The sequence below is a fragment of the Achromobacter sp. K91 genome, from assembly GCF_003576205.1.
Taxonomy (GTDB): Bacteria; Pseudomonadota; Gammaproteobacteria; order Burkholderiales; family Burkholderiaceae_B; genus Achromobacter; species Achromobacter aegrifaciens.
The window spans coordinates 26,938-45,236 of the sequence record NZ_QWFB01000034.1; the positions used below are offsets into that span (position 1 = coordinate 26,938).

Here is an 18,299-nt window from a genome sequence, read left to right on the forward strand (position 1 = left end):
CCTTATCTTCACGGCTTTCATGCGCGCCCTGCTGCAACAAGTAAGCACTTTCATTGCTGTCGGATGCGCGGCCGCAGCCACCCATTGGGCTGTCGCCGTGGGTTGCGTCGAACTCTTCCGCCTGCCGCCCCTGGCCGCCAACCTCGTGGGCTGGCTGATCGCCTTCGCAGTGTCCTTCGCCGGCCATTACCGGCTTACATTCCGACATTCCAAAACTCCCTGGACGGTAGCAGCGCGCCGTTTCTTCTTTGTGTCAGCCGCAGGCTTTCTCATCAACGAAGCCACCTACGCCTGGCTACTGCACAACACTGCCATCCGCTACGACATCCTGCTGGCGCTGATCCTGCTCGGGCTTGCCGTGGCGACTTTCATCGTCAGCCGGTTCTGGGCATTCCGCCACAAACCCGCTGCCTGAACGCCGCGTCCACGTCGACGCGCCACATCACGTACTTCACGCTGCTCACCACCGGCGCCAGCCCCTGCAGCGGCGGATAGGTGGGGTTGTCGGCCGCAGTGCCCCACACCCAGAAACGCGCGCCTTGCTCCGCCTGGCACAGACGCGCGGTGAACTCCGCGGGACTGAGCAATACCTCTCCGCCCGTCTCGGGATCGAACTGGGCGGCGTCGTACAACTCCTTGCGCCAGTTGTCGCGCACGGGGACCTCCGGGTTGCGCCAGTCGTCCACCACCCACGCAGGACGCGCCGCCCTTGCGTAGAGCGCCAGATCGAAGGGATAGGTGTGCAGCGAGACGAACGTATCGTCCGGCCGCGCCTGTTCCCGCACCACCCTGGCCAGCGGCTCCGCGCTGCCGCGCGCGTTGTTCGCCGCAATGCCCACCGCGATGACGCAGATGCCCGCCGCCAGGACCGCGCTCAGGCGCACCAGGCGAGTAGCACCCTCGGCATCGGCGCGCCTGGCCCCCTGGATCACTTCAGCCAGCAGAAAAGCCAGCGGCGCCAGCGCCGGCAGGACATAGCCCACGAGCTTGGACTGCGGCAGCGAAAAAAACACGAGCACGACGGCAAACCACACCAAAGCCAGGCGCCGCAGGCTGCGCGTAGGGCCCACCCAGAACGCCTGGCGCAATATGCCGCCGCCCCACAGCGACCAGGGCAGGCTGAGCCCGACAATCACCGGCAGATAAAACCAGAACGGCTGCGCATTGTTGAAGCCGCTGGCCGCGAAACGCTGGAAATGCTGATAGACGAAGAAGTAGTCGTAAAAACCGGGATAGCGCAGCTGCATCAGCAAGAACCACGGCGCCGCCACGGCGACGAACGCCAGCAGCGCAGGCGGCCAGCACAGCGCGGCCAGGCCGCGCCAGCGCCGCTCCCACAGCAGCCAGACCAGCAGGATCGCGCCCGGCAGCGCCAGGCCGATCAAGCCCTTGGCCAAGACCGCCAACGCCGCCAGCACGCCGGCCGCCACCGCCATCGCGCGCCATGCCTGCCCGCGCTCGACGCGCAGCGCCGTGTCCACGGCGGCCAGCACGCACAGCGTGATCAGGCCGGCAACCAGCATGTCCAGATTTGCGAACTGCGCGCCGCCATAGAAGAACGGCATGGTGGCGAGGACCAGCACCGTCAATGCGGCGGTCTCGGTATCTCGGTAGCGCCGCACGAAGCAATACAGGGCCGCCACGGCGCCCCACGCGGCCAGCCAGGAAGGCACCCGCGCCGCCCAGGGGTGCACGCCGAACACCGAGAAGGACAGCTCGGTCAGCCAGTAATAGAGCGGCGGCTTGTGGAAGTACGGCATGCCGTCCAGCAAGGGCACCGCATGCGAGCCGCTGCGCAGCATGTCCCAGGCCACGCCTGCATAGCGCCCTTCATCGGGCAGGGTCAGGGGCCTGATCCAGGCCAGGAAGGCAAGCCACGCGCCTATCGCAAGCAGGAAGCGTCCTGCCGGCGGGGTCCAGTCGGAACGCCGCCAGAAAGTCGTGGCGGACATGTCAGCCCAGGCCTTTGCCCGGCCGGGAAGCCTGGCCCTGCCGGCGGCGCACGACGAAGAGCGGCCGTCCCTTCACTTCATCGAAGATGCGGGACACGTACTCGCCCACCACGCCCAAGGAAATCAAATTTACGCCGGCAAAGAACAGCACCGCCGTCACGATGGTCGTCCAACCGGAGACCTGGTTGCCGAAGAACAGGTACTCGCCGACCAGATAGGCCGCGTAGCTCAGCGCCAGCATGGCGAAGGCCACGCCGACCAGGCTGACCAGACGCAGCGGCCAGGTGGTGAAGGCGGTCAGGCCATCCAGCGCCAGCCGGAATAAGCGCATGCTGCCGAAGCGGCTGTCGCCGTGCATGCGTTCCTCGGGGGTATAGGCCAGGGCCTCGCCCTTGAAGCCGACCCAGGCGTACAGGCCCTTCATGAAACGGGTCCGTTCGGGCAGCGCGATCAGCGCGTCCACCACGCTGCGGTCCATCAGGCGGAAGTCGCCCGCGTGCGCCGGCACATCCACGCCGCGCGCGCCGCTCAACAGCTTGTAGAACCAGCGCGCGCCGGTGCGCTTTGCCCAGGATTCGTCGGCGCGGGTCTCGCGCACCGCGTAGACCATTTCGGCGCCGGCGGCCCAGCGCGCCAGCATCTGTTCGATCAAAGCAGGGGGATGCTGTAGATCGGCGTCCAGGCAGATCACCGCATTGCCGGTGGCGGCTTCCAGGCCGGCGCTGATCGCGGCTTCCTTGCCGAAGTTGCGCGACAGCTGCACGTATCGGAAACCGTCGTGTTCGGTCCATTCGGCCATCAGCGCTTCCGTGCCGTCCGTGCTGCCGTCATCGGCCACGATGATCTCCCAGCTGGTGCAAAGCGCCTCCAGGCGGTTGCGCAGCAAAGGCAGCAGGACCCGCAGGTTTTCGCATTCGTTCAGGCAGGGAATCACGCAAGTCACGCAGGCGTCATACGGTACGGGCGCCTCGGCCGCCGGCCATACCGCTTCCAGAGGATACGATTTGGTCAACACTTGCGGGACGGCGGATTCGGACCGGAATTGGATGTGCATGGCTCTAGACTCGGAATGCAGGACTATGGCGAGCAGTATGCGAAGGGTGTCGTTGAATTTTCATAAAATGCGGCGCCCGACGATCCGGCAATCCAGGGCGAATTCTAGGGAGCCCCTCCCTGAAAACAATAAAGTCCCGTGAACCTGTGTCCCCAATTTGTGAAGCCCTGTAAAGCCTGAGGCCGTCCGTGCATCGGTAAAATGCGCCCGAGTTTTTTGTTTTCGCAGGTTGTCATGCAATATCAAGTCCGGCTCATGCAGGCCAGCGACGTGGACGCCATCCTGGCTCTCCAGACCCTGGCCTACCCCGGTTTCCTGCTGGAAAGCGCGGATTTCTTCCAGAATCGCCTGGCGCTCGCCCCCGCGCACTGCTGGGTGGCGCAGCCCGCGGCCAGCCCCGATGCGCTGCTGGGCTACCTGATCTCCTATCCCTGGGATGCGGGACTGCCGCCCGCCCTGGACGTCGCGCTCGCGACGCTGCCGGCCGCGGCCGACCACTGGTTCCTGCACGACTGCGCCGTGGCGCCCTCGGCGCAAGGGCTGGGCGTGGGCCAGGCGCTACTGCGCGCCGCCGCCCGCAGCGCGCATGAGGGCGGCTTGCACCGCGCGAGCCTGGTGTCACTGGAATCCGCCGTGGGTTATTGGCAGCGCCACGGCTACCTGCCGGTCAGCGCAGACAGCGCCGATCTGACCGAAAAACTGGCTGGCTACGGGCCGCGCGCGCAATACATGTCGCGCGCATTTCCGCTCTAGCCGCCCCGGCCGTGGCTGCCTGCGCCGCGGCTTTCCGCCCGCCCGGCTTCGCACCGCGCGCCGCCCCCCTGCCCCCATGTACACCGCCCGCGCGGCGGACGTAACATAAGCCTCAGTCCGTGAGAGGCGGCAGGGTTCAAACAGCCAGAAAGTTCACCGTGCCCTGACAGGGCGCAAAGGTACCTATGATCTCGCTTACGCCCGTTCAATCACTGCTGGCATGCTGCCTCGTCCTGGTCATCGGACGCGTGCTCACCACCAGGATCGGCTTCCTCGCCCGCTACAGCATTCCGGACCCCATCGTCGGCGGCCTCCTGTTCGCCGTACTGGCCTACCTGCTGGCGACCTGGGGCGGCGTATCCGTCTCGCTGGAAACCAGCATCAAGCCGACCTTGCTGCTGCTGTTCTTCGGCAGCATCGGCCTGACCGCCAACCTCAAGCTGCTGGCCAAGGGCGGTCCCAGGTTGATTGCCTTCCTGCTGGCCCTGATCCCGTTCCTGGTGCTGCAGAACGCCGTCGGGCTGGGCATGGCCTGGCTGCTGGACATGCATCCGCTGATGGGCCTTTTGGGCGGCACGATCACGCTGGTGGGCGGGCATGGCACGGGCGCGGCCTATGCCACGCGCTTCGCCGACTTCAACAACATCCAGGACGTGATGGCGCTGGCAATGACCGCCGCCACCTTGGGGCTGGTGCTGGGCGGCGTGGTGGGCGGGCCGGTGGCCGAATGGCTGATGCGGCGCCACAAGCTGGCCGGCAGCCTGGACCACGCGCCCGGCGACGGCCACGAGCCTGCGGACCTGACGGAAAACGCACCCGCGTCCTCTGCAGGCTCCTACATCGTCTCCCTGACCGCCGCCCTGGTCTGCCTGGTGGTCGGCGGCTACCTGGCCGCCCTGGTCGAGGACGCCCCGGTCAGCCTGCCGAATTTCCTGTGGTGCCTGGCCACGGGCGTACTGATCCGCAACGGCGGCGAAAAGCTGGGTCTGAAGCTGGACGACCGCGCCACCGAAATCATCGGCACCATCTCGCTGTCGCTGTTCCTGGGCATGACGATGATGACGCTGGACCTGTCCAGCGTGGCGCGCCTGGCCGGCCCACTGGCCCTGATGCTGGCGGTGCAGACCCTGGTGTGCGCGCTGTATGCCGCCTGGGTCGTGTTCCGCATGCTCAAGCGCGACTACGAAGCAGCCATCATGTCGGCCGCCTTCTGCGGCTTCGCGCTGGGCGCGACCGCCACCGCCATCGCCAATATGCAGGCGCTGACGCGGCGCCACGGCCCGGCGCCGGAAGCGTTCATCGTCGTGCCGGTCACCGGCGCCTTCCTGGTCGACATCCTCAACGTGATCGTGCTGACCTCGCTGATCTCCTTGCCGTTCGTGGGAGGTATGTGACCATGTTCAAACGTCTTGTCATTCTGAGCTTCTGCCTGCTGCTGGCGGCCTGCGGCCGCGCGCCCGATACCGACGCCCTGCGCGCCGACGTGGAACGCAGCCTGGCCACCGCCTACGGCGCGGATTTGTTCCGCATCGCCGAGATCAAGCGCATGGGCTCGGCCTCGGACAGCAGCGCCCCGGCGGGCGAAACCCGCCGCGTGGTCTATTACGACGTCGAACTGGACCTGGCGCGCAACATCACCCTGGGCGCCTGGGACCAGCCCGGCGCCGCCGCGCTGGTCACGCTGCTGGGCGCAGGTCCGCGCAGCATCAGCGGCGTGAAATCCGGCGGCAACCAGGCCGGCGACCGCATCGTCGCGCACGCCAGCGCCATCTACCGCCAGGAAGGCGACACCTGGAAGCTGGTGACCCCGGCCGGCTTCAAGGCGGCCGAGGCGCCCAACCTGGACACCGGCGCGCCGCCTCCCGTCACGCGCCAGCTGCTGGACACGCTGGACCAGATCACCCATTCGGTTTCCTACAGCGCCTCCAGCACCGCGCAACACGTAGTGCAGCAGGAACTGGAACGCTCCGTGGCGCGCATCAACGGCCGGCTGGCCCGCATGCAACAGGGCTATCCGCTCGCCGGCGGTCCGGACCGCGGCGAGTATGTGGCGTTCGCGCGCGCCCTGAGCGACGTCGCTCGCAAGCAGCAGATCCGGGTCTCGCCGCTGATCACGGGCGGCGGCGCCGAGAACATTGCGCTGTTGCGCAGCGGCGACGCGGTGGTGGGGCTGGCCCAGGCCGACACGGCGCGGCTCGCCTATGACGGCAAGGGGCCGTTCGCCGGCCAGGGGCCTTTCACCGGTCTGCGCGCCCTGGGCAGCCTGTATCCGGAACTGGTCCATATCGTGGTCCGCGACGACGCCGCCCTGCGCGGCGTACGCGATCTCAAGGGCAAGACCATCGCCCTCGGACCGGAAGGCTCGGCGGTGCGCGCCACGCTGGAAACCGTGCTGGCCGCCCACGGCCTGCAAGCCGGCCGCGACTACACCGTGGCCGATACGCCCTTCACAGAGTCCCTGCCTGCGCTGAACTCCGGCAAGGTCGACGCCGCCGCCCAGGTCATCGGCGTGCCCGCCACGCCCTTGCGCGATGCGCTGACCCAGGCGCGACTGAAGCTGCTGCCGCTGGACCCTGCCGCCATCAAGACGCTGACCGGGGCCGAGGACAACGCGCTGATGCCGCTGGACATCGCCGCCGGCACCTACCCCAACCAGACGGAGCCTATCTCCACCGTGGGCATGGCGGCTCTGCTGCTCACCACCGCGGACCTGACCCGGGACGAGGCCCTGGTGATCGTGCGCGCGGTCTATGTGACCGGGCAGGACCTGCTGGCCGCGGGCTCGGCCCAGGGCGCTCAGGTGGGCCTGGCGACCGCCCGCCGCGGCCTGACCGTGCCGCTGCACGACGGCGCCCAGGAAGGGCTGGCCAAGCTTGAACAGGCCAAGCCGCAATAAAGCCGGTTGCGCTTATGATTGCGCTCCCTACCAGGAATCTCCATGAATAAATTCGATCTGCAGAAAAACCAGGCCCTGAAGCTGGCCGGCCAGCTCAAGCAAGCCTCCACCCCGGACCGCTTCGGCACCGCCTCGCAAGTGCCCGACCGCCGCGAACAGCGCAAGCTGGACCAGGCCGCCGGCCTGGTGCCGTTCCCGCTGAAGCTGTCGCAAGCCCACGCCGACAAGCTGCGCGCCCTGGCGGCCGAACGCGGCGTGTCCACCAACGACATCGTGGCCGAAGTGCTGCAAAACGCGCTGGACAAGTAAGCGCATGCACATCTGGGTCGATGCGGACGCCTGCCCCGCAGTCATCAAGGACATCCTGTTCCGCGCCGCCCAGCGCTGGCAGCTGCCGCTGACGCTGGTGGCCAACCAGATGCTCTACACCCCGCCCTCGCCGCTGATCCGCGCGGTGCAGGTGCCGCGCGGCTTCGACGTCGCCGACGCCCACATCGCCGAGCGCGCATCCGAGGGCGACCTGGTGATCACCGGCGACATCCCGCTGGCCGCGCAAGTCCTGGAGAAAGGCGCAATGGCCCTGAACCCGCGCGGCGAACGCTATACGCCGGAAACGATCCGGGAGCGGCTGGCGCTGCGGGACATGATGGAAGAGCTGCGGGCCAGCGGCGTGGATACCGGCGGCCCGGCCGCATTCAGCCAGGCCGACCGCAAGGCCTTCGCAAACCAGCTGGACACGCTGCTGGCGCGCGCGGCGCGCAAGACGCAGCAGGGCTGAAGTCCGGCCGGCCGCGGCTGGCGGTCAATAGAAGGTGATGTAGGCCTTGTAGATGATCGTGCCCAGGGCCGTGATCAGGCCTATGCCCATCAGCCCCATGCCGAGATTGCGGTCGCGCAGCCCGAAGCCGATCAGCATGAGCGCCACCCCGGCGCCGATGATGATCAACATGGTAGTGGTGTGCTCGGACATGACCTTCTCCTGTTCGCCTACGCCTGGCCCCACGGGCCAAAGCCTTTGTTATCCATGATAGTCAGGCTTGCATGCGACGCGGCTCAATCGATGAGAGTCCGCTTGCGTCAAATCAAGCTAAGCGTAATGAAAGGGACGGTTCAGCGCAATGGCTTGCTCGCAATGGGCAAGGCGTCCGGGCTTGAAGGCGGAATCATGTTCGATACGCACAAAACAAAAAAGCCAACCTCGCGGTTGGCTTTCTTTGCTTTGCGTCTTTTTTAACTTTGGTACGCCGACAACGATAAGCCCGGGGCTTACGTCATCTTCCAAGGGTCTTTGGTGGGTAGTACTGGGTTCGAACCAGTGACCCCTGCCGTGTGAAGGCAGTGCTCTACCACTGAGCTAACCACCCCGAAAGAGGCGAAATATTAGCACATTTTTTTGGACGTGTGCAAGTCGCCTCGAAAAAACTTTATGCGGCCGCCACCGGCGCGTCGATCTTGCGCCAGGTGCACTCCCCGCCCACGGACTTGTCCAGGGCCGCGAGATAGTTTTCGTGTTCGGCCAGTTCCGCCTCGCTGGCCTTGATCACGGGCAGGCCCGAAGCGTCGAAGCGGGCCAGCTCGATGCCATTGCCGCCGCCACTGGCGCTGTCGTCCACGTCGATCAGCAGCGCGTCCTGGCCGCGGGTCATGGCCAGCCAGACTTCCGCCAGCAACTGCGCGTCCAGCAATGCGCCGTGCAGGGTGCGGTGGGCGTTGGAGATGCCGAAGCGGTCGCACAGCGCATCCAGCGAATTGCGCTTGCCCGGGAACAGCGAACGCGCATGCAACAGCGAATCCGTGACCGTCTCGCAGTACTCGGTGACCGCGCCGCGCCCGGTCTTGGCGAGTTCGGCGTTGAAGAACTTGACGTCGAACGCGGCGTTGTGCGCGATCAGCTCGGCGCCCTGGATGAACTTGACGAATTCGTCCGCGACATCGGCGAAGCGTGGCTTGTCCGACAGGAACTCCGTGGTCAGGCCGTGCACGGCCAAGGCCTCGGGGTCGCTGTCGCGGTCCGGGTTCAGGTAGATGTGCAGGTTGTTGCCGGTGGCCATCCGGTTGACCATTTCCACGCAGCCGATCTCGACGATGCGATGGCCCTGGGCAGGGTCCAGTCCGGTGGTTTCACTGTCAAAGATGATCTGGCGCATAACTTATTCCGACGCTTGGGCAGGCGCGGCGGGCTGCGCGTGCGGCGCCGGAGCGGGGTCCGGGTGATGCGCTGCGCTGCCGGCCTGGCCGGGTTTCTTGCGTGCGGTGGCGATCAAGGTATAGGCCACCGGCACGACGAACAAGGTCAGTAGTGTACCCAGCATCAGCCCGCCCACCAGGACCCAGCCGATCTGCTGGCGCGATTCCGCCCCCGCGCCCGTGGACAAGGCCAGCGGCACGGTGCCCAGCACCATGGCGCCGGTGGTCATCAGGATGGGGCGCAGGCGCAGCACGCTGGCTTCGACCACGGCCTCGAACAACTCCTTGCCCTCGTCGCGCAGCTGGTTGGTGAATTCGACGATCAGGATGCCGTGCTTGGTGATCAGCCCCACCAACGTGATCAGGCCGATCTGGCTGTAGATGGACAAGGTGCCGCCGGTCAGCCACAGCGCCAGCAGCGCGCCGGTCATGGACAGCGGGACCGACAGCATGATGATGAAGGGATTACGCCAGCTTTCGAACTGCGCGGCCAGCACCAGGTAGATGAAGGCCAGCGCCATGGCGAAGACCAGATAGATGCTGCCGGAGGAATCGCGGAACTCGCGCGATTGGCCATCCAGGTCGGTCACGATGGTGTTGGGCAGCACGTCGCGCGCCACCTGGTGCATGTGCGTCAGGACTTCGCCCAGCGCGTAGCCGGGCGCCACCGCGCCGTCGATCTTCACGGCGCGCAGGCGGTTGAAGTGGTTCAGCGATTGCGGCGATACGCCCTCGTGCACGCCCAGCAGATTGTCCAGCTGCACCATGCTGCCGTCGCGCGCCCGCACGTAGATGCCCGAGATATCGGTGGGGTTGGCGCGGTCGCGCGGCGTCACCTGCACGATCACGTCGTACTGTTCGCCTTCGTCCTTGTAGCGCGTGACCTGGCGGCCGCCCAGCATGGATTCCAGGGTGCGGCCCACGGTATCCACATTGGCGCCCACGTCGGCCATCTTGTCGCGGTCCACGCGCACGCGCAGCTCGGGCGTATTCAGGCGCAGGTCCGTATCCAGGTTGATCAGGCCGGGATACTTGCGCAGCTCGGCCAGGAACACCTCGGTCAGGCGCGACAGCTCGGCGTAGGACGCCTGGCTCATGATGATGAACTCAACCGGCTTGGAACGCGCCGACTGGCCCAGCGACGGCGGATTGGTCGGGAATGCACGCACCCCGGGCAGCGAGGCGAATTGCGGCTGCAGCTGCTGCGTGATGGCCTGCTGCTTGCGGCTGCGCTCTTCCCAGGGTTTCAGGCGCAGGATAGCGGTGCCGTCCGTCACGGTGGGGAAGCCCACGGTCACCTGGCTGCCGCTGGCCTCCGGAATGTCGGAGTAGAACTTTTCGATGCCCAGCATGCTTTCCAGCGTGTAGTTCAGCGTCGCCCCTTCAGGCGAGCTGACGATGCCAAACACCACGCCGCGATCCTCGATGGGCGCCAGCTCGCTCTTGACGACCTTGAACAGCACGCCGCTCGCGGCCGCGACCGCCAGGCCGATGGCCACTACCACCCAGCGGTGGCGCAGGGCCAGCGCCAGCGCGCGCCGGTAGCCGTTGCTCATGCCGTTGAGCCAGCCTTCGATCAGGTTGTACCAGCGGCTGTGGCTGCTCTGGTGGCGCAGCAGCACCGAACACATCATGGGCGTGAGCGTCAGCGCCACGAAACCGGACACCAGCACGGCGCCGGCCAGCGCCAGCGCGAATTCGATGAACAGCCGCCCGGTGCGGCCCGTGGCGAAAGCCAGCGGCGCGTACACGGTGACCAGCGTCATGGTCATGGCGACCACCGCGAAGCCGATCTCGCGCGAACCGCGCAGCGCGGCCTCCTTGCGCGGCATGCCCTCTTCGATGTGGCGGAAGATGTTCTCCAGCACCACGATCGCGTCGTCCACCACCAGGCCGATGGCCAGCACCATGGCCAGCAGCGTCAGCGTGTTGATGGAAAAACCGAACAGGTACATCAGCGCACAGGCGCCCACCAGCGACACCGGAATGGTGACGATGGGGATGATGCTTGCTCGCAGGTTGCGCAGGAAGAAGAAGATCACCAGCACCACCAGGACGATGGCTTCGCCGATGGTGTGGAACACGGAGTCGATGGAGCGTTCGATGAACACCGACGAGTCATACGCGATGTTCAGCTTCATGCCGGCCGGCAGGTTCTCGTTCAGGCGCGCCACTTCCTCGCGCGCCGCCTTGGACAGTTCCAGCGGGTTGGCGGTGGACTGGCGCGTCACGCCGATGTTGATGGCGGGCTTGCCATTGAAGCGCGACAGCACGCGGTCGCTGGCGGCGGCGATCTCCACATTGGCCACGTCGCGCATGCGGACCGGATAGCCTTTGACGTTGGCGACGATCACGTTCTCGAACTGGGCCGGCGTCTGCAGGTCGGTGGAAGACACCACCGAGAACTCGCGGGCGCGCGACTCGATGCGGCCGGCCGGAATCTCGACGTTCTGGCTGCGCAGCGCGGCCTCCACGTCCTGCACGGTCAGGCCGTAGGCGGCGAGCTTGTCGCGGTCCACGTAGATGCGCATGGACGGCAGGCGTTCGCCGAAGACGCGCACCTCGGCCGCGCCGGGCAGCACCGACAGGCGGGTCTTGATGTAGCGGTTGATGTAGTCCGAGGTCTGGATCGCGGAGTACGAACCGGACTCGACCGCGATGTAGATGATGGGCTGGGAATCGGCCTCGACCTTGCCGATGATGGGCTCGTCGATCTCGTCGGGCAGGAAGCGGCGGGCGCGCGAAACCTTGTCGCGGACTTCCGCGGCCGCGGCGTCCGGATTGCGGGACAGGTTGAACTTGATGTTGATGAGGCTGCGTTCCGAGCGGCTGCGCGAGGTCATCACATCCACGCCCTCGATGCCGGCCAGCTGGTCTTCCAGCGGCTTGGTCACCTGCGATTCGATCACCTCGGGCGAGGCGCCCTTGTAGGTGGTGTCCACCGACACGATGGGCTCGTCGATCTTCGGATACTCGCGCACGGTCAGGCGCGAATACGAAATCAGGCCGATCAGCACGATGATCAGCGACAGGACCGATGCGAACACCGGCCGCTTGATGCAGGTTTCCGAGATACGCATTGCGCTACCGCCACATAGGGAAAAAAGCCGGCGTCACGCGCCGTTGGCCAGGACGGTCACCGCGGCGCCGTCTGTCACGCGCTGCAAGCCCGACACCACCAGCCGGTCGCCCGCCGCCACGCCGGTCAGGATTTCGACGCGGCCCTCGCGGCGCTCGCCGATGGTGACCTCGCGCCGCTCGGCCACGCCATCCTTGACGCGGTAGACGTATTGCGTCGCGCCCGAGGGCGACAGCGCGGCTTCCGGCGCGACCAGCGCCTTGTCCTGGTTGAACTGCAGCTGCACGCGGGCGAACATGCCCGGACGCAGCACCGCATCCTTGTTGGGGACCGTGGCGCGCAGCAGGATGGAGCGTCCGCCCGCGTCGACCAGCGGGCTGACCGCGTAGACCACGCCCTGGCGCTCCTGGCCGGGCAGCGCGTCCATGCGCAGCGTCAATTGCTGGCCCACGCCCACCTTGCTCAAATACATTTCAGGGACGCGGAAATCCACCTTGAGCGGATCGATCGCCTCCAGCGGGGCCAGGTCCTGGCCCTGGTTGACGTAGTCGCCCACCGACACGCTGCGCAGGCCCGCGATGCCGCCAAACGGCGCCGAGATCGTCATCTTGTCCAGCCGCGCCTGCGCCAGCGCCACGGCGGCTTCCTGCACCTTCAGGGTGCTGGCGGATTCGTCGCGCGCCTGCTGGCTGACGAAGCCCTTGCCCTGCAGCTCCACCGAGCGCCGGTAGTGGCTTTGCGCCAGCGTCAGGTTGGCGCGCGCCTGGGCCAGCTCGGCGCGCGGCACGGAATCGTCCAGCCGGATCAGCACGTCGCCGCGCTTGACCGGCTGGCCTTCCTTGAAATCGATCGACTGGATGCGGCCCGCGACCTCTGGTCGCAGCACCACGGACTCGTCGGAGCGCAGGCTGCCCACGGCCGAGATGCCGCGCGCGAAAGGAATCTCTTCAACGGCGGCCACTTCGACCCGAACGGGCGCAACGCGCGTCACGAGGGGCGCCTCGACGGCGCCGGGTTGTGGACTGACGGTTCCGAAGGCGAGCCAGCGCGGCACAAAAACGCCGAGCGCGGCCCCCGCGGCCAACCCTGCCGCTACGGCGGCGAGCAGTACTGCTTTTTTCATGCGCGAATGTGGCGGTATTGCGGCGCGGGCCTGGCATGCCCCCACGCGGACTGCGCCGCAGGAACTGGAATGAGGGTTGGCACTTTAGCACCCGGATTTACATACTGGAACAATCCTGAAGCCGGATGAAAGAACTAAATCCGCCCCAGAGGGCGGATTTGAGGGTATATCCCGATGCCCTCAGCCCCGGCGGGCCGATTCCACGCCCATGTTGGCCAACTGGTCGGCCCGTTCGTTGCCGGGATCGCCGGCATGGCCGCGCACCCAGCGCCAGGACACGGTATGGCGCTGCACCTGTTCGTCCAGCAGTTGCCACAGCTCGGCGTTCTTGACCGGCTTCTTGTCGGCCGTCATCCAGCCGCGCCGCTTCCAGTTGGCGAGCCACTCGGTCATGCCCTTCATTACATATTGGGAGTCCGTATGGATGATGACCGTGCACGGGCGCTTGAGCGCGCGCAGGCCCTGGATGACTGCCAGCAGTTCCATCCGGTTGTTGGTGGTCTGGAGTTCGCCGCCATGCAGGGTCTTTTCATGGCTGCCGGCGCGCATCAGCACGCCCCAGCCGCCCGGACCGGGGTTGCCCTTGCAGGCGCCGTCGGTCCACATTTCCACTTTCTGCTCGTTCGCTTTGTCGTCCTGCATGGTGCTGCTTGGTATTCCTTGCTAAAAAAAGTCCCAAAAATTGGCCCCGCGGCGCGGGACTGGGGCCTCAGGAGCCGTCGTCCGCGTGGCGGTTGACCACCACGGACGCGGCGCGGGCGCGTTTGGGCTTGGCCTTCTTCCAGGCCGGGCCAATGATACGCATGCCGGCCACCCGCTTGACGGCCGACACCAGATAGACCGCGCCGCCCACGCTCCACCAGCGGGCGCCCGCCGACTCCAGGAAGGACCAGCGCTGCAGCCACTTTTCGCTGCGGCAGGCCGGGGCGTAGCAGCCGAAGTGGCTGGCCTCGACCTCGAGCGACAGCAGCTTGAACCAGTCCTTCAGGCGCGGCAAGGACACCTGGGATGACGGCGGCTGCGGCAGCCAGGGTTCCATGCCGGGCATGCGCGTGCGCATGCCCCACATGCTCCAGGGATTGAAGCCCGAGATCACGACCCGCCCTTCGGGCACCAGCACGCGTTCGACCTCGCGCAGCACGTTGTGGGGATCGTCCGCGCACTCGAAGGCATGCGGCAGGATCAGCAGGTCCACGCTCTGGGATTCGAACGGCAGGGCCTCGGGCTCGGCCAGCACCACCCGCGACTGCCAGGCCGCCGCGCTTTCCGCGGACGGGGTCTCCGCGCCCACGTAGCCCTTGAAGGGCATGCGGTTGGCGCGCAGCAGATTCATATCCGCCAGACCCACCTGCCAGGCGTAATATCCGAACACGTCCGCGACAGCCGCATCGAACTGCGCCCGCTCCCAGGCCAGGACGTACTGTCCCGGCGGCGTCTGGAACCATTCGGCCAGTTCTACAATCGGCGGAGTATCTTCTGCCACGTTCTATTCCTTCGAATCCCATGCAAGCCTTGACCGCCCCCACAGGCGGCCGCGATCGCAACGCCGCGGTCTTGCCTCTACCCGCCTTCAACGACAACTACATCTGGGCCATCGTCCGCGGCGATGAAGCCGCCGTGGTCGATCCCGGCGACGCCGGCCCGGTGCTGCAATGGCTGGCCCAGAACGGCTTGAGACTGCGCGCCATTCTACTCACGCACCATCATGGCGACCATGTGGGCGGCGTACCGGAATTGTCCCGCATCGAGGGCATTACCGTATACGGCCCCGCGCATGAACAGCTGCCGCGCTGCGACGTGCGCCTGGCGCAGGGCGACCGCGTGGCGATCCCGGAACTGGACCTGGATCTGGCCGTGCTGGACGTGCCCGGGCACACCGCCGGCCATATCGCCTACTACGGCCGGGCGGCCGGTCAGGAGCCGGTTCTGTTCTGTGGCGACACCCTGTTTGCGGGGGGCTGCGGCCGTCTTTTCGAAGGCACTCCGGCGCAAATGCATGATTCTTTAGGGAAATTTGCCGTTTTACCGCCAGATACACAGGTTTTTTGCGCACACGAGTACACTTTAGCGAACTTGCGCTGGGCCTTGGCAGTCGATCCGGCCAACCGCAGCCTGCAACAGTGGCACCAGCAGGCCCAGCAATTACGAGCAGAAGGTCTTCCCACGCTTCCGTCCACCATCGGGCAGGAACGCGCGGCCAATCCGTTTTTGCGCACGCAAGAAGTTGAGGTCGTCCACGCCGCAGAGCGCTGGGCCGGCCGCAGCCACGCTACGCCGGTAGAGGTTTTTGCCTCCCTTCGTGAATGGAAGAACGATTTCAAGTGACAACCCGATGAATCTATCCCGACTCCTTCTGCCGCTCATGCTGGCAGTCCTCGCCGGTTGCGCAGGAACCAAAGCCCCCGATAGCAAGAACCTCACCACCAATTCGCAAGGGCGATACATCGCCCGCGACACGTCCCGGACGGTTGACCTGACCAACCCGCCCGCCGACGCCTGGGACCGCATCCGCCGCGGTTTCGCCATCCCCAACCTGAACACCGATCTCTCGCAGCAGTGGACCGAGTACTATGCGTCCCACCCCGAGTCGGTGCAGCGCATGGCGGAACGCGCAGGCAAATACCTGTACTTCATCGTCGACGAGATCAACCGCCGCGGCCTGCCGACAGAGCTGGCGCTGCTGCCCTTCGTCGAAAGCGCCTACAACCCGACCGCGCTGTCGCGCGCCCAGGCGTCCGGCCTGTGGCAGTTCGTGCCGGCCACGGGCCAGCACTTCAACCTGAAGCAGGACTGGTGGCGCGACGAGCGCCGCGACCCCATCGCCTCGACCAACGCGGCGCTGGATTACCTGGAAAAGCTGTTTGAAATGCAGGGCGACTGGTACCTGGCGCTGGCCTCGTACAACTGGGGCGAAGGCTCGGTGCAGCGCGCCATGGCCAAGAACGAGGCGGCCGGCCAGGGCACGGACTACCTGTCCCTGAACATGCCCGATGAAACCCGCAACTACGTGCCCAAGCTGCAGGCCATCAAGAACATCATCGCCGATCCGCAACGCTACGCGGTGGCCCTGCCCCCGGTGGGCAACACGCCCTACTTCGTGACGGTCCAGAAGAACAGCGACATCGACCTGGAAATCGCCGCCAAGCTCGCCGAAATGCCGCTGGACGAATTCAAGGCGCTGAACCCCTCGTTCAACCGTCCCGTGATCCGCGGCGACCACGGCCCCACCCTGCTGCTGCCGGCCGACCGCGTCGAGATCTTCAACGCCAACCTGACCAACTACAAGGGCGACCTCAGCGCCTGGAAGATCTACCATACGCGCCGCGGTGAATCCTACGCCTCGATCGCCAAGCGTTTCGGCGTGAGCGAAGCCACGCTGCGCCAGACCAACGACATCGGTTCGCGCCAGAAATCCGCCTCCGGCCAATCCCTGCTGGTGCCGGGCGAACCCGGCACGGGCGGCGTGCAGCTGGCCTCGCTGGCCACGCCGGTGGGCGCGCTGGACTCGACACCGTCGGACAACAAGGCCGCCGCCCCGCGCGGCCGCACCACCCAGGCGCCAGCCGCCCGCGTAGCCAGCGCCCGCCCCAATGTCCGCACCCACAAGGTGCGCCAGGGCGACACGCTGTTCTCGCTGGCCAAGCAGTACGGCACCTCGGTCGACGCGCTGCGCGCGCTCAACAACATCAAGGGCAGCGCCCTGAAGGTCGGCTCGCAACTGCGCGTGCCGGGCACCAACGCCCGCGGCTGATCGGCGCAGAAACAATAAAGACTCACCATGAAACGACCCCAGAAGTTGGACTAGTGTCCGACTTCTGGGGTCAGTCCATTTTCGGCCGGTGATTTCTATGGAAAATTGCTCCCAATCGGCCGAAAAACCATGCGTCGTCAAGCGCAAGCCCAACAAGCTGCATAGGGAACGGCCCCGCAGGAGATTGATTGGCAAGTTCGCTTGCCGCAATCCCACCATCCCTTCTCTTAATCTTGTTGATAGCGAAATTAGTGAAATTATCGATTCAGGATAATTTCTCTAATTTCCGTACATATGAACCCTGTCCTGAACCCATACGCGCCAGGCGCAGGCAGCCCTCCTCCCGAACTCGCGGGACGTGACCACATCCGCGAGGACGTGCGCGTGTGCTTGGAACGCCTGAAGCGGGGCAAGCAAGCCAAAAGCGTCTTGTTGTTCGGCCTTCGTGGCGTCGGAAAGACTGTGCTCTTGGACAAGATGCGATCCGATGCGGAAGATAGAGGCGCGCACACCGTTCGCGTCGAGGCCCCCGAGAATAAGTCCTTGCCAGCACTACTGGCGCCGCAACTGCGCTTGGCCCTCCTGCGCCTAAGCAGAGTAGAGGCCGCCAAAGACATCGCGATCAGGGGGCTAAGAGGCTTGGCCGGCTTCGCAAGAAGGCTCAAGGTCTCGTTTACGGACATCGAAGTCGGCTTCGACTACGAACCAGAACCCGGCCTTGCTGATAACGGAGACCTGGAAGAGGACCTTGCCGCGCTGCTTGAGCAAGTTGGCCGTGCTGCCCGAGCAGCGGATACCGTGGTCGCCCTCTTCATTGATGAACTCCAATACGTTGAAGAAGAGCAACTGGCGGCGCTGATCTCCGCGCTACACCGGTGTGCACAACAGCAGTTGCCCGTTACCTTGGTCGGCGCAGGACTACCCCAGCTACGCGGGCGCATGGGCCAGGCGAAGTCCTATGCGGAACGACTGTTCAAATTTGCCGAGATTGGAGCGTTGAGCACGGCTGATGCAACGTTGGCGATCAACATACCGGCAAACAATGAAAACGTCGAAGTCGAACCCGCCGCGATCGACTCGATCATTGCCGTAACGCAGGGGTATCCATACTTCCTACAAGAGTGGGGAAAATGCGCCTGGGATGTTGCGGCAGCCAGCCCGATCACTGTGGAGGACGTCGAGAACGCGTCTCGCGAAGCCGTCGCAGCATTGGATGAAGGTTTTTTTCGCGTCCGATTCGATCGGCTTACTCCGGCCGAAAAAAAGTACTTACGCGCGATGGCGGAATTGGGACCTGGTCCTCACAGATCCGGTGATATTGCGCAGCAGTTGGGCCGGCCCGTTGCGTCCTTTGGCCCCGTTCGTGGCTCTCTGATCGTCAAGGGAATGCTCTGGAGCCCAACTCATGGCGACACGGCGTTCACCGTGCCTATTTTCGACGCATTCATGAAACGCATCATGCCCGGAGACAGCTGGCAGACGAACTGAGGCCTATGTATTGAGG

The 18,299-nt window shown here is 65.8% G+C and carries 18 protein-coding genes and 1 tRNA gene; 10 read left to right on the forward strand and 9 right to left on the reverse strand.

The window, feature by feature from the left end:
- Positions 1 to 19: 19 nt before the first annotated feature.
- Positions 20 to 415: a GtrA family protein gene (locus tag DXK93_RS17155; RefSeq protein ID WP_082401333.1), complete on the forward strand. Its 396-nt coding sequence runs from the start codon at positions 20 to 22 to the stop codon at positions 413 to 415.
- On the opposite strand, the gene DXK93_RS17160 is transcribed toward DXK93_RS17155, so the two are convergent.
- Positions 375 to 1,952 carry a glycosyltransferase family 39 protein gene (locus tag DXK93_RS17160; RefSeq protein WP_119450684.1) on the reverse strand — a complete coding sequence of 526 codons (1,578 nt, stop codon included), beginning with the start codon at positions 1,950 to 1,952 and terminating at the stop codon, positions 375 to 377. The genes DXK93_RS17155 and DXK93_RS17160 overlap by 41 nt on opposite strands.
- 1 nt (position 1,953) lies before the next feature.
- Positions 1,954 to 3,006, reverse strand: coding sequence for a glycosyltransferase family 2 protein (locus tag DXK93_RS17165; protein ID WP_119450685.1), 1,053 nt, complete (start codon positions 3,004 to 3,006; stop codon positions 1,954 to 1,956).
- A gap of 255 nt (positions 3,007 to 3,261) precedes the next feature.
- Here DXK93_RS17165 and DXK93_RS17170 point away from each other — a divergent pair, with 255 nt between their 5' ends.
- From DXK93_RS17170 to DXK93_RS17190, 5 genes are all read left to right on the forward strand, one after another.
- Positions 3,262 to 3,759 carry a GNAT family N-acetyltransferase gene (locus tag DXK93_RS17170; protein WP_119450686.1) on the forward strand — a complete coding sequence of 166 codons (498 nt, stop codon included), beginning with the start codon at positions 3,262 to 3,264 and terminating at the stop codon, positions 3,757 to 3,759.
- Between the two features lie 185 nt (positions 3,760 to 3,944).
- A complete protein-coding gene (gltS, locus tag DXK93_RS17175) occupies positions 3,945 to 5,153 on the forward strand; it encodes a sodium/glutamate symporter (RefSeq protein WP_054458457.1) in 1,209 nt (402 codons plus the stop codon).
- Positions 5,150 to 6,655 carry a TAXI family TRAP transporter solute-binding subunit gene (locus DXK93_RS17180; RefSeq protein WP_175161268.1) on the forward strand — a complete coding sequence of 502 codons (1,506 nt, stop codon included), beginning with the start codon at positions 5,150 to 5,152 and terminating at the stop codon, positions 6,653 to 6,655. Before gltS ends, DXK93_RS17180 begins: the two co-directional genes overlap by 4 nt.
- Before the next feature lie 42 nt (positions 6,656 to 6,697).
- Entirely contained in the window at positions 6,698 to 6,964 is a 267-nt protein-coding gene (locus DXK93_RS17185; protein ID WP_054458453.1) for a hypothetical protein, read from the forward strand.
- Between the two features lie 4 nt (positions 6,965 to 6,968).
- Complete coding sequence (locus DXK93_RS17190) at positions 6,969 to 7,433, forward strand: YaiI/YqxD family protein (protein ID WP_054458451.1); 465 nt, start codon at positions 6,969 to 6,971, stop codon at positions 7,431 to 7,433.
- 24 nt (positions 7,434 to 7,457) lie between these two features.
- Here the strand turns inward: DXK93_RS17190 and DXK93_RS17195 are convergent, their stop codons facing one another.
- Complete coding sequence (locus DXK93_RS17195) at positions 7,458 to 7,625, reverse strand: hypothetical protein (protein WP_042796365.1); 168 nt, start codon at positions 7,623 to 7,625, stop codon at positions 7,458 to 7,460.
- Between the two features lie 102 nt (positions 7,626 to 7,727).
- Between DXK93_RS17195 and DXK93_RS32005 the strand changes: the two genes are divergently transcribed.
- A complete protein-coding gene (locus DXK93_RS32005; protein WP_158598562.1) occupies positions 7,728 to 7,889 on the forward strand; it encodes a hypothetical protein in 162 nt (53 codons plus the stop codon).
- A gap of 55 nt (positions 7,890 to 7,944) precedes the next feature.
- Here the strand turns inward: DXK93_RS32005 and DXK93_RS17200 are convergent.
- From DXK93_RS17200 to DXK93_RS17225, 6 genes are all read right to left on the reverse strand, one after another.
- Positions 7,945 to 8,019, reverse strand: a tRNA-Val gene (locus tag DXK93_RS17200).
- A 60-nt stretch (positions 8,020 to 8,079) separates the two neighbouring features.
- Positions 8,080 to 8,802 (reverse strand): DNA polymerase III subunit epsilon, encoded by a 723-nt coding sequence (gene dnaQ, locus DXK93_RS17205; protein WP_054458449.1) that lies wholly within the window; start codon positions 8,800 to 8,802, stop codon positions 8,080 to 8,082.
- A 3-nt stretch (positions 8,803 to 8,805) separates the two neighbouring features.
- The gene (locus tag DXK93_RS17210) at positions 8,806 to 11,922 is read right to left on the reverse strand and encodes an efflux RND transporter permease subunit (protein ID WP_119450688.1); all 3,117 of its coding nucleotides are present in this window, start codon (positions 11,920 to 11,922) and stop codon (positions 8,806 to 8,808) included.
- A 33-nt stretch (positions 11,923 to 11,955) separates the two neighbouring features.
- Positions 11,956 to 13,044, reverse strand: coding sequence for an efflux RND transporter periplasmic adaptor subunit (locus DXK93_RS17215; protein ID WP_054458445.1), 1,089 nt, complete (start codon positions 13,042 to 13,044; stop codon positions 11,956 to 11,958).
- Positions 13,045 to 13,224: 180 nt separating this feature from the next.
- A complete protein-coding gene (rnhA, locus tag DXK93_RS17220; RefSeq protein ID WP_054458443.1) occupies positions 13,225 to 13,686 on the reverse strand; it encodes a ribonuclease HI in 462 nt (153 codons plus the stop codon).
- A gap of 67 nt (positions 13,687 to 13,753) precedes the next feature.
- On the reverse strand, positions 13,754 to 14,527 hold the full coding sequence (locus DXK93_RS17225) for a class I SAM-dependent methyltransferase (protein WP_054458442.1): 774 nt from the start codon (positions 14,525 to 14,527) through the stop codon (positions 13,754 to 13,756).
- 20 nt (positions 14,528 to 14,547) lie between these two features.
- Here DXK93_RS17225 and gloB point away from each other — a divergent pair, with 20 nt between their 5' ends.
- The 3 genes from gloB to DXK93_RS17240 all read left to right on the forward strand — a co-directional run bounded on the left by gloB (position 14,548) and on the right by DXK93_RS17240 (position 18,283).
- Entirely contained in the window at positions 14,548 to 15,369 is an 822-nt protein-coding gene (gene gloB, locus DXK93_RS17230; RefSeq protein ID WP_054458440.1) for a hydroxyacylglutathione hydrolase, read from the forward strand.
- Positions 15,370 to 15,376: 7 nt separating this feature from the next.
- Positions 15,377 to 16,795 (forward strand): transglycosylase SLT domain-containing protein, encoded by a 1,419-nt coding sequence (locus DXK93_RS17235; RefSeq protein ID WP_054458438.1) that lies wholly within the window; start codon positions 15,377 to 15,379, stop codon positions 16,793 to 16,795.
- 294 nt (positions 16,796 to 17,089) lie between these two features.
- The gene (locus DXK93_RS17240) at positions 17,090 to 18,283 is read left to right on the forward strand and encodes an ATP-binding protein (RefSeq protein ID WP_119450689.1); all 1,194 of its coding nucleotides are present in this window, start codon (positions 17,090 to 17,092) and stop codon (positions 18,281 to 18,283) included.
- Positions 18,284 to 18,299 lie beyond the last annotated feature (16 nt).